Origin of the sequence: Pseudomonas sp. RL_5y_Pfl2_73 (assembly GCF_963970515.1) — a bacterium.
Classification (GTDB): domain Bacteria; phylum Pseudomonadota; class Gammaproteobacteria; order Pseudomonadales; family Pseudomonadaceae; genus Aquipseudomonas.
The window spans coordinates 129,312-146,194 of record NZ_CAXAPD010000001.1 but is presented as its reverse complement, the minus strand read 5'-3'; the positions used below and the strand labels follow the sequence as shown (position 1 = coordinate 146,194).

Here is a 16,883-nt window from a genome sequence, read left to right as displayed (position 1 = left end):
AACTTGCATCGCTGCTGAATGTGCCGCCGTCATTGCGAGCAAACTCGGCCCACAGGGAGGGAAGAATCCGTTGGTCCGTGTCGTCTTTTCCTTCGACTGGTCTTGATTATTCCTCGCCATGACCGCAGTAATTACCCTTCGAAAGGGAATTCCCCTCCACCTGAACCCGAGGCCAGATTCATGAGTGTTATCGATCTTCGCAGCGACACGGTCACCCAACCTACCGCCGGCATGCTGGATGCCATGACCTGTGCGCCTACCGGCGATGACGTGTATGGGGAAGACCCGACCGTCAATCGCCTCGAAGCCGAACTGGCCGCGCGCCTGGGCTTCGCCGCTGCGCTGTTCGTGCCCACGGGAACCATGAGTAACCTGTTGGGGTTGATGGCTCATTGCGAGCGTGGCGACGAATACATCGTCGGCCAGCAGGCCCACACCTACAAATACGAAGGCGGCGGTGCGGCGGTGCTCGGTTCGATCCAGCCCCAGCCCCTTGAAGTGCAGGCAGACGGTTCCCTGGACCTGGCGCACGTCGCCGCGGCGATCAAGCCCGATGACTTCCACTTTGCCCGCACCCGCCTGCTGGCCCTGGAAAACACCATGCAGGGCAAGGTGCTGCCACTGGAATACCTGGCTCGGGCTCGGCGTTTCACCCAGGAACATGGCCTGGCCCTGCACTTGGACGGGGCGCGGTTGTACAACGCTGCGGTTAAGCTGAATGTCGATGCTCGGGAGATCACGCAGTACTTCGATTCGGTGTCGGTGTGCCTGTCCAAGGGCCTCGGCGCGCCAGTGGGCTCAGTCCTGTGTGGCAGCGCCGAACTGATCGGCAAGGCTCGCCGGCTGCGTAAGATGGTCGGCGGCGGCATGCGTCAGGCCGGGATTCTCGCGGCGGCGGGGCTGTACGCCTTGGAGCATCAGGTCCAGCGCCTGGCCGATGACCATGCCAATGCCCAGCGGCTTGCCGAGGGTTTGCGTGCGGCCGGTTACGAGGTCGAGCCGGTGCAGACCAGCATGGTCTACGTGCAAATGGGCGAGCGGGCCGAGGCGATCAAGGCCTTTGCCGATGAGCGGGGCATCAAGCTCAGCGCGGCGCCACGCCTGCGAATGGTGACGCACATGGACGTGAGCGCGGCGCAAATCGACCAGGTGATCGCCGCTTTCGTCGAATTTCCCCGCCACTGAGCCGCCAACCGGGCCAATTGACAGTTTCTATCGCATAAACACGCTGTACCCCACGCGAAGGGCCGATATAATGCGGCCCTTTGCCGTTGCTTCGTCTGTTGACGTTTTGCACAGGCCTTTGGCCGCAGCCTCCGTGGAAGAACCTAATGAAAAGCGCAGAAATCCGTGAAGCCTTCCTTCGCTTCTTCGAAGAACAAGGCCACACCCGAGTAGCCTCCAGCTCTTTGATTCCGGGCAACGACCCGACCCTGCTGTTCACCAACGCGGGGATGAACCAGTTCAAGGACTGCTTCCTGGGCCAGGAAAAACGTGCCTACACCCGTGCGGTGAGTAGCCAGAAGTGCGTGCGTGCCGGCGGCAAGCACAACGACCTGGAGAACGTCGGTTATACCGCTCGTCACCACACGTTCTTCGAAATGCTGGGTAACTTCAGCTTCGGTGACTATTTCAAGCGCGACGCCATCACCTTCGCCTGGACCTTCCTGACCTCCGACAAGTGGCTGAACCTGCCCAAGGAGAAACTCTGGGTAACGGTCTACGCCACCGACGACGAAGCCTATGACATCTGGACCAAAGAAGTCGGTGTCCCGGCTGAGCGCATGGTGCGCATTGGCGACAACAAAGGCGCGCCTTACGCCTCCGATAACTTCTGGACCATGGGCGACACCGGCCCGTGCGGCCCGTGCACCGAGATTTTCTACGATCACGGCGCCGACATCTGGGGTGGCCCACCCGGCTCGCCGGAAGAAGACGGCGACCGCTACATCGAGATCTGGAACAACGTATTCATGCAGTTCAACCGCACCGCCGATGGCGTGTTGCATCCGCTGCCAGCGCCGTCGGTCGACACCGGCATGGGCCTGGAGCGGATCAGTGCGGTGCTGCAGCACGTTCACTCCAACTACGAAATCGACCTGTTCCAGAGCCTGCTGAGTGCGTCCGCCCAGGCCATCGGTTGCACCAACGACAACCAGGCGTCGCTCAAAGTGGTGGCCGACCACATCCGTTCCTGCGGTTTCCTGATTGCCGACGGTGTGCTGCCTTCCAACGAAGGTCGCGGTTATGTGCTGCGCCGGATCATCCGTCGCGCCTGCCGTCACGGCAACAAGCTGGGCGCCAAGGGCAGCTTCTTCTATCAGATCGTCGCTGCGTTGGCGGCCGAGATGGGCGAGGCCTTCCCGGAGCTCAAGTCCCAGCAGGCGCACATCGAGCGCGTGCTCAAGGCTGAAGAAGAGCAATTCGCCAAGACCCTGGAGCAAGGCCTGAAGATCCTCGAGCAGGACCTGGCCGAGCTCAAGGGCAACGTGGTACCGGGCGACGTGGTGTTCAAGCTGTACGACACCTACGGTTTCCCGATGGACCTGACCGGCGACATCGCCCGCGAACGCAACCTCACCCTCGACGAGGAAGGTTTCGAGCGCGAGATGGACGCCCAGCGGGTGCGTGCGCGTTCCGCCAGCGCCTTCGGCATGGACTACAACAACCTGGTCAAGGTTGAGGTAGCCACCGAGTTCACCGGCTATGCCGGCACCAGCGGTTCGGCCAAGATCGTTGCCATCTATAAGGACGGGCAATCGGTCGACGTCCTGAGCGAAGGCCAGGAAGGCGTGATCGTGCTGGACAAAACCCCGTTCTACGCTGAGTCCGGCGGCCAGATCGGCGACAGCGGTTACCTGCAGGCTGGCAGCTCGCGTTTCGATGTGCGTGACACCACCAAGACCGGCGGCGCCTTCCTGCACCACGGCGTGCTGGCGTCGGGCAACCTGATGATCGCCGCCCCGGTGACCGCCCATGTCGAAGCCGACGTTCGGCATGCCACGTCGCTCAACCACTCGGCCACACACTTGCTGCACGCAGCGTTACGCCAGGTGCTGGGTGAGCATGTCCAGCAGAAGGGTTCGTTGGTGGACAGTCAGCGCCTGCGCTTCGACTTCAGCCATTTCGAAGCCATCAAGCCTGAGCAACTCAAGGCGCTGGAAGAGATCGTCAACGCCGAGATTCGCAAGAACTCCCCGGTGGAAACCGAAGAAACTGACATCGAAACCGCCAAGCGCAAGGGTGCGATGGCGTTGTTCGGCGAGAAATACGGCGACAACGTACGCGTACTGAGCATGGGCGACTTCTCCGTTGAACTGTGCGGTGGTATCCACGCCAACCGGACCGGCGACATCGGCCTGATGAAAATCATCAGCGAAGGTGGCGTGGCATCCGGCGTGCGCCGGATCGAGGCGGTCACCGGCGCGGCGGCCCTGGCGTACCTCAGTGCGGCTGAAGAACAACTCAAGGAAGCGGCAACCCTGATCAAGGGCAACCGCGACAATCTGATCGACAAGCTGTCGGCTGTGTTGGAGCGCAACCGCCTGCTGGAAAAGCAACTCGAGCAGTTGCAGGCCAAGGCCGCCAGCGCCGCGGGCGACGATCTGTCGGCCCAGGCCGTGGACGTCAAGGGTGTGAACGTGCTGGCCGTGCGTCTGGACGGCCAGGATGGCAAGGCGCTGCTGGCGTTGGTCGATCAACTGAAAAACAAACTCGGCCGCGCAGTGATCCTGCTCGGCAGTGTCCATGAGGAAAAGGTCGTTCTCGTCGCAGGCGTGACCAAAGACCTGACTGGCCAACTCAAAGCCGGTGATTTGATGAAGCAAGCCGCTGCGGCAGTGGGCGGCAAGGGCGGTGGTCGTCCGGACATGGCGCAAGGCGGTGGTACCGACGTCGGCGCACTGGACGCGGCACTGGCCCAGACCGTTGCATTTGTAGAACAGGGTATTTAAGGCGGCGCCGCGGGCTCGTGGTCTAGTCACGGGTCCGGTCGCTGTTGAGTGATTATTGGGCGCCCTTCATGGGCAGAGGCGGCTTTGAAATGGCTTTGATCGTACAGAAATTTGGAGGCACCTCGGTCGGCACTGTCGAGAGAATCGAACAAGTCGCCGACAAGGTTAAGACATTCCGCGAGGCGGGCGATGACCTGGTGATCGTGCTGTCGGCAATGAGCGGCGAGACCAACCGTCTGATCGATCTGGCCAAGCAAATCAGCGGCGACCAGCAACCGGTTCCGCGTGAGCTGGACGTGATCGTTTCCACCGGCGAGCAGGTGACCATCGCCTTGCTGACCATGGCGCTGATCAAGCGTGGCGTGCCGGCGGTGTCCTATACCGGCAACCAGGTGCGTATCCTGACGGACAGCGCGCACAACAAAGCGCGTATCCTGCAGATTGACGACCAGAAGATTCGCGGCGACCTGAAGGCTGGCCGCGTTGTGGTCGTCGCCGGTTTCCAGGGCGTGGACGAGCAGGGCAACATCACCACCCTTGGCCGTGGCGGCTCCGATACCACGGGCGTAGCGCTGGCAGCGGCCCTCAAGGCTGACGAATGCCAGATCTACACCGATGTGGACGGTGTCTACACCACCGACCCACGGGTTGTGCCTGTGGCCCAGCGCCTGGACAAGATCACGTTCGAAGAAATGCTGGAAATGGCCAGTCTCGGCTCGAAGGTGTTGCAGATCCGGGCGGTCGAATTCGCCGGCAAGTACAACGTTCCGCTGCGCGTTCTGCACAGCTTCAAAGAGGGTCCGGGCACCCTCATTACTATTGATGAAGAGGAATCCATGGAACAGCCGATCATTTCCGGCATCGCTTTCAACCGCGATGAAGCCAAGCTGACCATCCGTGGCGTGCCAGACACCCCCGGCGTGGCGTTCAAGATTCTCGGCCCGATCAGTGCCGCGAATGTCGAAGTCGATATGATCGTGCAGAACGTCTCGCACGATAACACCACTGACTTCACCTTCACCGTGCACCGCAACGACTACCAGTCTGCCGAAGCGATACTGAAAAAAACCGCTAGCGAGATCGGTGCCCGGGAAGTGGTTGGCGATACCAAGATTGCCAAGGTCTCGATCGTCGGTGTCGGCATGCGCTCCCACGCAGGCGTGGCCAGCCGCATGTTCGAATCCCTGGCCAAGGAAAGCATCAACATCCAGATGATCTCTACCTCGGAAATCAAGGTTTCCGTGGTGATTGAAGAGAAATACCTGGAATTGGCCGTGCGCGCCCTGCACACGGCTTTCGAACTCGACGCGGCTGCTCAGCCGAGCGAATAAAGCGTTGTCTGAAGGGCGCGGCTGGACCGCGCCCTTTGTTTTTCTGAATGGCGCGTTCCAAAACTGTTCTTTTGCCCGCGCTGGTCAATACTAGGCCTGTAGGCTTCGACCGTTTCGGTTGTAGGTCCAATGCCTTTTTTTTTCAGACTGTTGTCCCTTAAGTGAATTGCGTGAGGAGAAAGGTATGCTGATTCTGACCCGTCGGTGTGCAGAAAGCCTGATTATTGGTGATGGCGAAATCACCGTGACCGTGCTCGGCGTCAAAGGAAACCAAGTGCGTATCGGCGTCAACGCCCCGAAAGAGGTTGCTGTACACCGCGAGGAAATTTACCTGCGTATCAAGAAAGAGAAGGACGACGAACCAAGCCATTAATTTTTATCGATTTTTATGTTTGCAAACGGGGATGAAGGTGGTTAATATACGCCCCGTGTTGCGGAGAGCTGGCCGAGTGGCCGAAGGCGCTCCCCTGCTAAGGGAGTACACCTCAAAAGGGTGTCGGGGGTTCGAATCCCCCGTTCTCCGCCATTATTCGTTTAGTGCGTCAAAACCTGGCTTGTTCAGTAAGTGATTGAAAATACTGAAAAAAGCGCTTTACAAAAGGAATTGACGGCCTATAATGCGCGGCAACAAATGCACTCGTAGCTCAGCTGGATAGAGTACTCGGCTACGAACCGAGCGGTCACAGGTTCGAATCCTGTCGAGTGCACCATTTAAGAGTTGTTTGCAGTGATGCAAATAACTTGGCTTCAACCAGTTGTGATCTGGTATAAAACCACAACCTGCACTCGTAGCTCAGCTGGATAGAGTACTCGGCTACGAACCGAGCGGTCACAGGTTCGAATCCTGTCGAGTGCACCAAACACCAAAAAGCCCGCGTTTAACGCGGGCTTTTTGCTGTCTACGATTTGCCTTTCACGCATCCCCTCTCATCGAACACGACCTCTGCGCTGCGACCTTTCTTCGCTTTGTAGGTATACCGTGTGCTCGAATTGCGAACTTTGATCGAGTCTGGCTTGCCCAGGGCGCTCTCTACGTCCTGTTGGCTCATGCCTGGGATGATGCGTCGCTTCAGGATGGCGTCGCGGCGTTGCCTGGCATTGATGAGGTTCCCGCAGCGGTCCTGGAACTGGCCAACCACGGTCGGTTCCTTGCGTGTGGTTTTGTTGCTGGATGTTTGCCAGCGCTCCGCTTCGGGCAGCATCGCCTCGGTCGTCGGTTCAATCGAACCTGGGCGGTACGGATGGATCTGTTGTAGCGACAGCGCTTCTCCCGGGGCGCAGCTCAGGGTCGTGAAGGTGACGTGTCCTGCGATGTTTTCGCAGCGATGCACGGTCTGCCCGGCAGCCCATAAAGGCAGGCAGGGCAAGCAGGCGAGCAGGAACAGGCAGTGGTTGAGGTGCATCCGGTCGTCCTCCTTGACGGTGCAGAAGAGAAGGGTAGTCGCCGTATTTCGGCCGTGGCGTGTGTTTTCTTTTCTGGATAAGTCGTCGTAAAGGGACAGGCTCACCCAGTGTTCAGGTTTGTCTCGCAAGCGCTTGTTCTTGCCATGATTTTTTAGCGTTTTAAAGCGTCAAGCGGTGTATGATTGCGCCCGTCAGCCCCGCCGGGGCTTTGGAATATCTCCATGGACTTACCCAGTAGTTACTCAATATTTAGTTTTGCCAATCATGAATTGACTGATTGATCCTTCCGGCGTGCTCCACTGCTGGGAGTGGAGTTCGCCTATGACCCAAGTAGATGTAAAAAAAACGCAGGAAAGCCTTCAGGATCGCCTCGCTCAAGTTATTGAGCTGCTGCAACGCCAGCGGGTCGTCGAAGACCTGACGCATCGCCAGGAAGGTCCGCATCATGACCGGGTCGAGAACCTGGTCCACCGGCAGAATCTCGTCGAGCTGCAACGCAAGCTCGATGACCTGCACTCCGCCGACGTCGCCTACATTCTTGAAGCCTTGCCCCTGGAAGAACGTCTGACGGTCTGGCAGTTGGTCAAGGCTGACCGCGACGGTGACATCCTGCTCGAAGTGTCGGACTCGGTTCGGGAAACCCTGATCGCCGACATGGATGATCACGAGTTGCTGGCGGCGGCCAAGGAAATGGACGCCGACGAACTCGCCGACCTTGCGCCCGAACTGCCACGGGACGTTGTCCACGAACTGATGGAAGCCCTCGACGGCCAGCAGCGCGAGCGTGTGCGCTCGGCGTTGTCCTACGACGAGGAGCAGGTCGGTGCGCTGATGGACTTCGAGATGGTGACGATCCGCGAGGATGTCAGTCTTGAAGTGGTATTGCGCTACCTGCGTCGCCTCAAGGAACTGCCCGGGCATACTGACAAACTGTTTGTGGTCGACTACGACGGCGTGCTCAAGGGTGTTCTGCCCATCAAGCGTTTGCTCGTCAACGACCCGGAAAAACAAGTGGCCGAGGTGATGGCCAGCGATCCGGTAAGCTTTCACCCGGACGAAGATGCCTATGATGCGGCTCAGGCGTTCGAGCGTTATGACTTGATTTCGGCGCCGGTGGTCGACAAGAACGGCAAGCTGATCGGTCGTCTGACCATCGATGAAATGGTCGACTTGATTCGTGAGGAAAGTGAAAGTGAAGTCCTCAACATGGCCGGTCTGCGCGAAGAAGAAGACATCTTCGCCTCGGTCTGGAAGTCCCTGCGTAACCGCTGGGCCTGGTTGGCGATCAATCTGATCACAGCGTTTGTTGCCTCCCGGGTTATCGGCCTGTTCGAGGGCTCCATCGAGAAGCTGGTGGCGCTCGCGGCGCTGATGCCCATCGTTGCCGGTATCGGTGGCAACTCCGGTAACCAGACCATCACCATGATCGTCCGTGCCATGGCGCTGGACCAAGTCAGTACCGGCAATACATCGCGATTGATGCGCAAGGAACTGGCTGTGTCCCTGATCAATGGCGTAATTTGGGGTGGTGTGATTGGTGTAGTGGCTTATCTGCTCTATGGCAGCTGGTCGTTGGGGGTGGTCATGACGGCCGCGATGACGCTCAATCTGTTGTTGGCGGCATTGATGGGGGTCTTGATTCCCATGACCCTGGCCCGCATGGGGCGTGACCCTGCCATGGGCGCCAGTGTGATGATCACGGCCGTGACTGACAGTGGCGGGTTCTTCATTTTCCTGGGACTGGCGACGATTTTCCTGCTCTGAGTCGCTCATCAGGAAACCCGCCTGTTTGGCGTAATACTGTCCACTTGGAAAAACGGCGCTTCTTTCAGAAATGGGAAGCGCCGTTTTTTTGGGTCTTCTTTTGTGGTTTGCGGGCGTCGAGATCGAGAGCTCAAGGCAAGAGCAACCGGCAGCTCCAGTCGTTATGCAACGGCACCGCCGCTATCGCGAGCAGGCTCGCACACAATGGAATTGGAGTACAGTCGGGTGAGCCGTGCTGGGGCATAAAGCGTTTTGCTTACTGTTGCCTGGGCCGGCATTCCGGCTTCTCAAAAGTGAGCCGCTGTAAAAGCGGAACCGCCAGTAGCCGTTACCGCAGCAACGGATATACACACCAATCTAAACCCCTATACGGCAGATCAAAATCTCCCAGCACTGGCCTGTTTGGCGGTTTTTTCATCACGCAAAACCCTCCGTGCATCACCGCATCAACGCCAGTCGTACAGCCAGTAACACAAAGGCTGCCGAGAATAGCCGGCGCAACCACTGCAACGCGGATGGGCGCTCCAGAACATGGCGGCGCATCGATGCGCAGAGCACGCCATAGATGACGAAGACGGCAAAGGTAATCGCCATGAAGATGAAGCTCAGTTGCAGCATGCGCCACATGGCATCCGTTTCTCCTGGTGCGAGAAATTGCGGTAGAAAGGCCAGGAAGAAAATCGACAGCTTTGGATTCAGCAGGTTGAGCAAGATGCCCGAAAAAATCACCGCGCTATTCGAGCGCGGAGTCTTGTGCGGATCAATATGCAAGGCCCCGTGGCGCTGGAGCGTGCTCCATGCCATCCACAGCAGATAAGCGACGCCAAGGTACGTGATGATCTTGAAGGCCAGTGGGCTGGTGTGCAGCAGTGCAGCGAGGCCTGTGATGGCTGCCAGCATGTGCGGCACGATCCCCAGGGTGCAACTCAATGCAGCTACCACGCTCGCGCGCCAGCCCCGGTCCAAGCCGGCTGCAACCGTATAGACCACGCCAGTGCCAGGCGAAGCTGCCACGATCAGGGAAGTGACAAAAAATTCGAGGTTCATGCGACGCCGACCTTGGCAGTTATGAAGTCTTCAGCTTGCCTGCGATGAGGAGGTGCGTCTTGAACGAAATTGCAGGTCGTTACGGGTGTCCTTGCCGGGCGTACATGCCTGGTGAGAATCCAAAGCTGCGTACGAAGCATCGGGTCATATGGCTTTGATCGGCGAAACCGCTGGCCAGGGACGCATTGGCCAGCGGCATGCCGGCAGCGATCAGTTGTCGGGCTCGGTGGATGCGTCGTTGCAGCAGATAGGCGTGGGGTGTCAAGCCGGTCAGGCGCGTGAAGGCGCGTACCAGTTGAAAGCGGCTTAAATCGGCCTCCCTGGCGAGCAAGGCAAGTGATATGGGTGACTGTGGATCGTCGTCGATCAAGGCTTTTGCACGGTTTGCCGCGACCTCCGGCAAAGGCGATATCGGCATGGAGCGATCCAACAAATGTTCGAGCAAAAGCGCGAGCGTTTCTTCGATCTTCAGGTGATCGCCAAGCTTCTCGGCTTGAGCGATGGCTTGGTACAAAGTGCGGAACAATGCTGCCGCACGCGGGCTTTGCAGTACCGGATAAGCAAACTCCTGGGCGCAGATGCCCCCATCGTTCGCCATATCCTTGAATGCCTGCGCAATCAACGGCGGGTCGAAATACAGCATCTGCCAGCGACGCGTCCCGTTTCCGATCGGGGCGCCGTCATGCACTTCGGCCGGATTGACTGATATAAGGTCGCCAGCAGATGCTTCTACCTGGCCTCGGCCGCTGGCTGAACGTTGCGCCCCGTGCACAAGCAAGCCAATGCCAAAATGTTCGTGCATATGCCGGGCAAACGTTCGATCTGAATCGGCCTCGACGATGTCCACGCCCAGCCCTGCGATTCTTTGAACCTTGAATGCGTGCGCGGTCATGCAGGCCTCCATGCCCAGGCTTTGTAGCGGATCAATTTAGCATCACTGCCATGGATCGGCAGTGGTGTTGGTTCGATGGCTCTGATAAGTGCTGAAAAGCAGGCTTGGGCCAAACGCCGGGCAAAAAAAAGCCAGCGCAAGGCTGGCTTGAATATTTGGGGCTATCAGGTCGCGTCTGCGGCCATTTCTGCGTCATGGGCAATCAGCGAAACGAGGGCGTTCTGCTGGCGGTGGGAGAGTTGTCGGAAGCGTTGAAGCAGTTCGCGCTCATGCAATGACAGCTCAGGGCTGTCCAGGCGCATGCTCAACTCTTCACCCAGCGCGCCTTCCTGAATAAGGCTTTGCTCAAGACGCGCGATGATTTCAGAGTTCATGCTGCGGTGATGATTGCGAGCCACTTCGGCAATGCGTTCCCGCATTCCGTCTGGCAGACGTACGACGAACTTGTCAGCCGTACGGCTGGAATAAATTGCCTGTTTCAATGGGCGCATATATTTAACCGGTTAGTTCAGGGGAGCGGTTCTCGGGATTGGCCGCAGGATGTCGATAGGACAAGCTCCATTGCCAAATGTTCAACCTGAATTGTTAAGAGGCCCGCATCATGCCTCAAAATTGCCAGATCATTGGCGCCAATTCTGTGACAAATTCTGATCCGGGTAAAGGCGTTCTGCCAGTACCCTTCATCAAAAAATGCGGACTGGTTGGTAAAAAACAACAGGTTCGCATCTGTGACCGTAGGATTGTGTCTATGTGCCATACCGTCTGGCGGATAACGGAAATGGACAAAAAAGCGTACCGTCCCTGTCTTGTACAGGATAGTGGCAAATGGCCGATTTACTAGGATTAAGCGAGCCGGAGCAGATGAATGGCGGCCACGCACGGCGTCCAGGATCTGTCAGCCTTATAGGGAGTAGTTTTTGCCTACACTTAAAAAGCCATGGGTGACATGACAAACGCTGGGCAGGTCGTTAACATGCACGCCGTCCCGCGCACCACCTCTCTCGTGGTCGACTTGTGTCTCAGTAGCTCAATTGGATAGAGCATCCCCCTCCTAAGGGGAAGGTTGGCAGTTCGAACCTGCCCTGGGACACCATATAACTCAATGCCTCCAGCCTTTTTTCCTCTTCCATGATTCTATTCGTGACAGCAGGGTGGCAGCAGAAAGACGAAAAGAGTCGGCGCCGCCGTCGAAGTTGTCATCATCGGAAGAAGTAAATCTTCACCGGTATCAAACCTTCGACATACCGTGTTGCTACCAATAGCAACAATCAATCAGGCTTCGGCTTGCTGGGTGTACGGCCCGACCCTACACTCCCATCATGATAACGACCTTCCAGCACAAAGGCCTCCGGGACTTCTTCGAAACTCAGACGACCCGAGGCATTCAGGCCGACCACGCTGCTCGCCTGACGCGCATCCTCGGTGCTCTGGACGTTGCTATCAAGCCAAGTGATATGGACATTCCAGGCTATCGCTTGCACCAACTCAAGGGGAACCTGGCGGGTTTCTGGTCGGTCACAGTTTCAGGCAACTGGCGTGTGATCTTCCGATTCAATGGCTCTGACGTTGAGCTGTTGGATTATTGCGATTACCACTGACAGGAGGGTAATGACTATGCCTATGCACAATCCGCCCCACCCTGGGGAAATATTGCGGGAAGACGTTCTTCCCGCTCTGAAAATGAGCGTTGGGGACCTGGCTGAACATCTTGGGTATTCACGCACGCACTTCTCTACTGTCCTTCATGGACATACCGGGATCAGCGCTGAAATGGCCTTCCGCTTGGAAATGGCCGGTTTGAGCAGCGGTCGCCAGTGGCTGGCTATGCAGTCTGCCTACGATCTTTGGCAGGCGAAGAACCGGGAGCACCCGAACATCACTCGACTCGAAGTCGCGTGACAGGTACAGAATAACAAGCCTCGCAGTTGCGGGGCTTTTTTCATTCTCCACTTAGGCCGTGGCCAAGTCCCTGATCCGTAGCACTGTTGCAGTCGAGCAGTTGGCGTGTCGAGCAGTTGCGCGAAAAACAAAGGCCTGCGGTGAGTAATTCTCGAATGCGTTCATGAAGGTCGACTTCAATCGGAGGCCCTTGGTAATTGCCGGCGGCTTTCGCTTTCTCAATAATTTGGGCCTGGCGCTTACTCCACTCTCGTAACCATGGGTGCAAGGTGGGTGCAATTTTCACTCTAAGTCGTCAATTCCACCGATTGCGCTCATCAAATGATATTCACCATTAAAACCGTGAAGCTCAGATAGGTAGCCGAGCAAATTCGATAAATTGCGATAGGCGTCGTTGATCCACGCTTTGTTGAGTTCTGTATACCATTTGGGCTGGAAGGAGCCTTCTTCCATGTAGGCTGCTGCGTCCTCCCTCAAGTCGAAGCACGGCCCTCTAGTCGTCTCTGGCTTCCCGTGAGCGAGATGGTCGCGGATCTTGAAAATGCGCGTGGCGAACTGCAGAGGCGGGCGGCTCCAGTCTGGTGTTGCTCCTGCAAAGGAATGCAATAGGGTGATCTTTGTTTTCCAAGGTAGTCTTTCTAGCTCTGTCCACCTTGGGATGACCTCGCAACCAAGGGTATTCAGATATCCTTCGATCGTGAAAGCCAGAAATACTGCCGGCGGGATGATGTGATCGGGCGAGTCGGGGTGAGACTTGAGGTTACGCATCATCGCATGGAGTACTCCCAAGTTAGTGCTGTGGGCAAACACAGTCTGGTAGGGCTGATATTTCATGCTTTCCTCGACCGCTCGTTCTGTTCTGTCAGTTTGTCGCGAATCTTGAGCACGGTGGTTGTTGAGCAGCTCGCGTGTCTCGCGACAGCTCTAATCCCCAGACCGGCAGCAAGCAATTCTCTTACCCTTTTGTGTAGGGTCTCATCCACTGGCCGGCCTTGATACTTGCCGGCAGCTTTCGCCTTCTCAATACCCTGAGCCTGGCGTTCGCGGCGCTGCTCGTAATCCTTGCGGGCGATGGCGGCCATCATTTCCACCAGCATCGAGTTGATCGCTCCCAGCATTCGCCCGGTGAACTCGTCGCCCTTGGTGTCCTGCATCCCCTGGTGGCTTGTTGGCAGGTCGAGCGCGACGATGCGCAACCCCTTGGAATCAATCGCAGCCTTGAGCTTCTGCCAGTCCTCTACAGGAAGGCGTGAAAGGCGATCTATCGACTCCACCAGCAACACGTCACCCTTGCGCGCATCTTTGAGCAGGCGCAGCAGTTCAGGCCTGTCTGCGGTCGCGCCGCTGGCGTTCTCCAGGTACACGCTTGCAATGGCCTTGTCGTGATCGGCGGCGAACTGCTCGAGTGATACGCGGGCGCGGTCGGCGTCCTGCTCTTCGGTCGATGCTCGGAGGTATGCGCGGATGAACATGATGGGTGCCTGTATCAGTTAGGGTGTTCTCCTAATGCTGTTTCACTTTGGGTGTTACTTATCAAGCGAAAAGGCTGAAAAAGGAAAAATCTGCCCGTATCTGGATAGGCATACCGTTGGCACCGGATATCAATACGTTTATGACGCAGATTACCCGGCTCATTTCGCCGCTATCCGGCAGCGATTGTGAAGGGCCGGTTTTGGACGAGCCTTCAGTAACCTTAATGGTTACCAACTCAACTCTGTGAACACCGAGGCGACGAAGGGCTTCCAAATCCGCTAAAAGGACCGTTCCTGGCAATATCAGTACGCCAAGCACGTTTCCAGCGAGATTTACTATGCGAAGACTCAACGGCTATTTTCCTGAGCTTGTCGCTTGACGAATGCTTCTAGGGTTTTCACTCGTACCAGCCTTCGTCTCCCCAATTTGAATGTCTGAATCTCCCCGTTGTTAATCATTTCATAGAACACCCTGACAATCTCCTCGCCACGGGGTCTGCGTTTAGCTGATCCTCCGCACTCGGTTTTCCCTACAGCTTCCCCTTAACGGAACGCCATCGCCTGCCGATAACCCGATGAGCCCGTTTCTCTCCAACGTTTCGGCTCGCAATGTGCGTCACGACACAGCCAGGCCAAGCGGGCGCTGAAATCCCTTGAACGTTGCTGGTTGGTGGCTATCATCTGCGCGCCTCGGGGTTGTGACACGGCGTTTCGTTGTTCTGCCATTGGGTTATTTTCTTACTTGCCTGGACATCCTCGATGCTGGCGTACCACCAAAAAAGTTTTCTGATCGTCGATGATTTCTCGGATTTCCGCAGTTCGATCCGCTCCATGCTGCGTGAGCTGGGCGTCAAGGACGTGGACACCGCTGACACCGGTGAAGTGGCGCTGCGCATGTGTTCGCAGAAACGCTATGACTTCATCCTGCAGGACTATCACCTGGGTGATGGGCGCAAGAATGGCCAGCAGGTGCTGGAAGACCTGATGGTCGAGAAGTTGATCAGCCATGAAAGTGTTTTCCTCATGGTGACCGCCGAGACCAGCCAGGCGATGGTGCTCAGTGCCCTGGAGCACGAGCCGGATGCGTACCTGACCAAACCGTTCAACCGCTCCGGCCTGGCCCAGCGGCTGGAGCGGCTCGAGCAGCGCAAGACCCTGCTCAAGCCGATCCTGCAAGCCCTCGATCGTGGCAAGCCGATGGAAGTGCTCAATGCCTGCATCGCCCTGTGCAAGCAGGATCCGCGCTACGGGCCGTTGTGCCTGCGTTATCGGGCCGATGCGTTGCGCGACCTGAATCAGAACGAGGCCCTTGAGCGACTGTACAACTCCATCATCGCGGATCGCCCGTTGCCGTGGGCCTATGCGGGGCTGGGCAAGCTGATGTTCAAGCGCGGCCAGGTGGGGCAGGCCAAGGCCGTTTATGAAAAGGCCCTGAAAGTCTTTCCGATGATGCCGGCGTTGTACGACGGCATGGCCGAAGTGTTGATGGCCGAAGGTGACACCAAACAGGCGCAGCACGTGCTGGAAGAGGCGGTGCGCCTGTCGCCGCTGGCGGTGCGCCGCCAATCGTTGTTGGGCAAGCTGGCGATGACCAACGAAGACTACGACACGGCCTCCCGGGCTTATCGCCAGGCGGTCGGGCAGGGCGCGCAGTCGCGCTTCAAGGACCCGGAAAGCAACCTGGGCCTGGCCCATGCGTTGATCAGCAAGGGCAGCGAAAAAGGCCTCGATACCCGGACCCGGCTGGAGATCAACACGACCCTCAGCGCCGTGGCGAAGGAGAACCTCAACGACCCCGGGCTCCAGGTCCGGGCGCGGCTGATGAAGGCCACCAGCCTGCTGCTCAACGATGCCGAAACCGCCGAGAAACTCACCGAACAGGCCTTGCAGCGTCTCGATGGCATGGAGCAGTTCATGAGCGCCGAGGCTGCGTTGCTGGTGGCCAAGCAGTTGCAAATGCTTGGCCAGACCAACGCTGGCGAGTCGATGCTCAAGAACTGCGCGGAAATCTACGGTGATGACCCGACGGTGATGAAGGGCATCGCCAAGCTCACCGACGATCCGAACATCCTCAATCAAGGCAATGCCGCCGCCGAGTTGAACCGCGAAGGCGTGCGGGTCTACAAGACCGGCGCGTTGCCGCAGGCGCGGGAGCTGTTCCGCCGCGCCCTGAAGATGCAACCGAAGAACATCAGTATTGCCCTGAACATGGCGCAATCGCTGCTGCATGGCACCGACACCAGCGTGGAGTCGCAACTGCTGCAGGAGTGCCGCGCCTGCCTGAAACTGGTGGGCATGATGCCCGACACCGATGCGCGTTTTGCGCGTTATCAAAAACTGCGAAGCAAGGCATTTGGCGATGAATGACAGCGAACAGGCCCTCGATTTTTCCACGGTGATCGCGTCGACCGTGCACGACATGAAAAACTCCCTGACCTTGCTCATGCAAGCGCATGGGCAATGGCTCGAGCGTTTGCCCGAATCCGCGCGGCAAACCTCGGAGCAGGGCGTCATCGAGTTCGAGTTCGCCCATCTCAATGGCCTCATGGTGCAGTTGTTGGGGCTGTACAAGCTCGGCGTCAACCAGTTGCCGCTGCACCCGGCCTACCATGAGCTGGATGATTTTATCGAGGCCCAACTGGCCGGCCATCAGGAAGTGTTCCGCAGCCGTGGGATCATGGCCACCTACGATGTCGATCCGCTCAGCCCCTTGGGCTTCTTCGACCGCGAGCTGGTGGCGTCGGTGCTCGACAACTGCATCAACAACGCCATTCGCCATGCGCGCCAGGCGCTGCTGATCAGCGTGAGTGACGAAGCCGGGCAACTGGTGCTGACCATCAACGACGACGGTGAAGGTTACCCGCCGCAGATGATCGAGCGTCAGGCCGAGTATGTGCAGGGCATCAACCACAGCAGCGGCAGCACCGGGCTGGGCCTGTACTTCGCCGCGCGGATCGCCGCACTGCACCAGCGCGGCGGTGTGAGTGGGCGCACCGAGATTGCCAATGGCGGTGTGTTGGGTGGTGGGGTGTTCCGGCTTTACCTGCCCTGAACATGCCCTCCATAAATACCCCTGTCACCACCAATCCCCTGTGGGAGCGAGCCTGCTCGCGATGGCGTC

At 58.0% G+C, this 16,883-nt stretch carries 16 protein-coding genes, 4 tRNA genes and 1 pseudogene; 13 read left to right on the top strand and 8 right to left on the bottom strand.

Annotated features, from left to right (window positions below; genetic code table 11):
- Positions 1–180: 180 nt before the first annotated feature.
- The 7 genes from ltaE (at position 181) to AACY42_RS00610 (ending at position 6,143) form a co-directional block, all read left to right on the top strand.
- Positions 181–1,185, top strand: coding sequence for a low-specificity L-threonine aldolase (gene ltaE / locus AACY42_RS00640; RefSeq protein ID WP_339475270.1), 1,005 nt, complete (start codon positions 181–183; stop codon positions 1,183–1,185).
- A gap of 146 nt (positions 1,186–1,331) precedes the next feature.
- The gene (gene alaS, locus AACY42_RS00635) at positions 1,332–3,953 is read left to right on the top strand and encodes an alanine--tRNA ligase (RefSeq protein WP_339475268.1); all 2,622 of its coding nucleotides are present in this window, start codon (positions 1,332–1,334) and stop codon (positions 3,951–3,953) included.
- Positions 3,954–4,042: 89 nt separating this feature from the next.
- Complete coding sequence (locus AACY42_RS00630) at positions 4,043–5,284, top strand: aspartate kinase (RefSeq protein ID WP_339475265.1); 1,242 nt, start codon at positions 4,043–4,045, stop codon at positions 5,282–5,284.
- 184 nt (positions 5,285–5,468) lie between these two features.
- Positions 5,469–5,657, top strand: coding sequence for a carbon storage regulator CsrA (csrA, locus tag AACY42_RS00625; RefSeq protein WP_003178872.1), 189 nt, complete (start codon positions 5,469–5,471; stop codon positions 5,655–5,657).
- A gap of 62 nt (positions 5,658–5,719) precedes the next feature.
- A tRNA-Ser gene (locus AACY42_RS00620) sits at positions 5,720–5,810 on the top strand.
- Positions 5,811–5,917: 107 nt separating this feature from the next.
- A tRNA-Arg gene (locus AACY42_RS00615) sits at positions 5,918–5,994 on the top strand.
- A gap of 72 nt (positions 5,995–6,066) precedes the next feature.
- Positions 6,067–6,143, top strand: a tRNA-Arg gene (locus AACY42_RS00610).
- A gap of 40 nt (positions 6,144–6,183) precedes the next feature.
- Here AACY42_RS00610 and AACY42_RS00605 read toward each other — a convergent pair.
- Complete coding sequence (locus tag AACY42_RS00605; RefSeq protein ID WP_339475261.1) at positions 6,184–6,687, bottom strand: cell envelope protein SmpA; 504 nt, start codon at positions 6,685–6,687, stop codon at positions 6,184–6,186.
- A gap of 322 nt (positions 6,688–7,009) precedes the next feature.
- Here AACY42_RS00605 and mgtE point away from each other — a divergent pair, with 322 nt between their 5' ends.
- On the top strand, positions 7,010–8,452 hold the full coding sequence (gene mgtE / locus AACY42_RS00600; protein ID WP_339475259.1) for a magnesium transporter: 1,443 nt from the start codon (positions 7,010–7,012) through the stop codon (positions 8,450–8,452).
- Between the two features lie 438 nt (positions 8,453–8,890).
- Here the strand turns inward: mgtE and AACY42_RS00595 are convergent, their stop codons facing one another.
- The 3 genes from AACY42_RS00595 to AACY42_RS00585 form a co-directional block, all read right to left on the bottom strand.
- On the bottom strand, positions 8,891–9,499 hold the full coding sequence (locus AACY42_RS00595) for a LysE family translocator (RefSeq protein WP_339475257.1): 609 nt from the start codon (positions 9,497–9,499) through the stop codon (positions 8,891–8,893).
- A gap of 79 nt (positions 9,500–9,578) precedes the next feature.
- Positions 9,579–10,403, bottom strand: a complete 825-nt coding sequence (locus AACY42_RS00590) for an AraC family transcriptional regulator (protein WP_339475255.1) — start codon at positions 10,401–10,403, stop codon at positions 9,579–9,581.
- A gap of 152 nt (positions 10,404–10,555) precedes the next feature.
- Positions 10,556–10,882, bottom strand: a complete 327-nt coding sequence (locus AACY42_RS00585; protein ID WP_003204761.1) for an Arc family DNA-binding protein — start codon at positions 10,880–10,882, stop codon at positions 10,556–10,558.
- A 525-nt stretch (positions 10,883–11,407) separates the two neighbouring features.
- Here AACY42_RS00585 and AACY42_RS00580 point away from each other — a divergent pair.
- The 3 genes from AACY42_RS00580 (at position 11,408) to AACY42_RS00570 (ending at position 12,290) form a co-directional block, all read left to right on the top strand.
- Positions 11,408–11,484: transfer RNA gene (locus AACY42_RS00580), tRNA-Arg, on the top strand.
- A gap of 226 nt (positions 11,485–11,710) precedes the next feature.
- A complete protein-coding gene (locus tag AACY42_RS00575; RefSeq protein ID WP_095137130.1) occupies positions 11,711–11,989 on the top strand; it encodes a type II toxin-antitoxin system RelE/ParE family toxin in 279 nt (92 codons plus the stop codon).
- 16 nt (positions 11,990–12,005) lie between these two features.
- The gene (locus AACY42_RS00570) at positions 12,006–12,290 is read left to right on the top strand and encodes a HigA family addiction module antitoxin (protein ID WP_281460140.1); all 285 of its coding nucleotides are present in this window, start codon (positions 12,006–12,008) and stop codon (positions 12,288–12,290) included.
- Between the two features lie 51 nt (positions 12,291–12,341).
- On the opposite strand, the pseudogene AACY42_RS00565 reads toward AACY42_RS00570, so the two are convergent.
- From AACY42_RS00565 to AACY42_RS00550, 4 genes and pseudogenes are all read right to left on the bottom strand, one after another.
- A pseudogene (locus tag AACY42_RS00565) lies at positions 12,342–12,531 on the bottom strand (recombinase family protein); the annotation flags it as partial.
- Positions 12,532–12,572: 41 nt separating this feature from the next.
- On the bottom strand, positions 12,573–13,124 hold the full coding sequence (locus AACY42_RS00560; RefSeq protein ID WP_339475251.1) for a hypothetical protein: 552 nt from the start codon (positions 13,122–13,124) through the stop codon (positions 12,573–12,575).
- Positions 13,121–13,762 (bottom strand): recombinase family protein, encoded by a 642-nt coding sequence (locus tag AACY42_RS00555; RefSeq protein ID WP_339475249.1) that lies wholly within the window; start codon positions 13,760–13,762, stop codon positions 13,121–13,123. The genes AACY42_RS00560 and AACY42_RS00555 overlap by 4 nt, the downstream gene beginning before the upstream one ends.
- 61 nt (positions 13,763–13,823) lie before the next feature.
- Positions 13,824–14,114: a hypothetical protein gene (locus AACY42_RS00550; protein WP_339475247.1), complete on the bottom strand. Its 291-nt coding sequence runs from the start codon at positions 14,112–14,114 to the stop codon at positions 13,824–13,826.
- A 407-nt stretch (positions 14,115–14,521) separates the two neighbouring features.
- Between AACY42_RS00550 and AACY42_RS00545 the strand changes: the two genes are divergently transcribed.
- Positions 14,522–16,129 (top strand): response regulator, encoded by a 1,608-nt coding sequence (locus AACY42_RS00545; protein WP_339475244.1) that lies wholly within the window; start codon positions 14,522–14,524, stop codon positions 16,127–16,129.
- The gene (locus AACY42_RS00540; protein ID WP_339475242.1) at positions 16,122–16,814 is read left to right on the top strand and encodes a sensor histidine kinase; all 693 of its coding nucleotides are present in this window, start codon (positions 16,122–16,124) and stop codon (positions 16,812–16,814) included. Before AACY42_RS00545 ends, AACY42_RS00540 begins: the two co-directional genes overlap by 8 nt.
- The last annotated feature ends 69 nt before the right edge of the window (positions 16,815–16,883 follow it).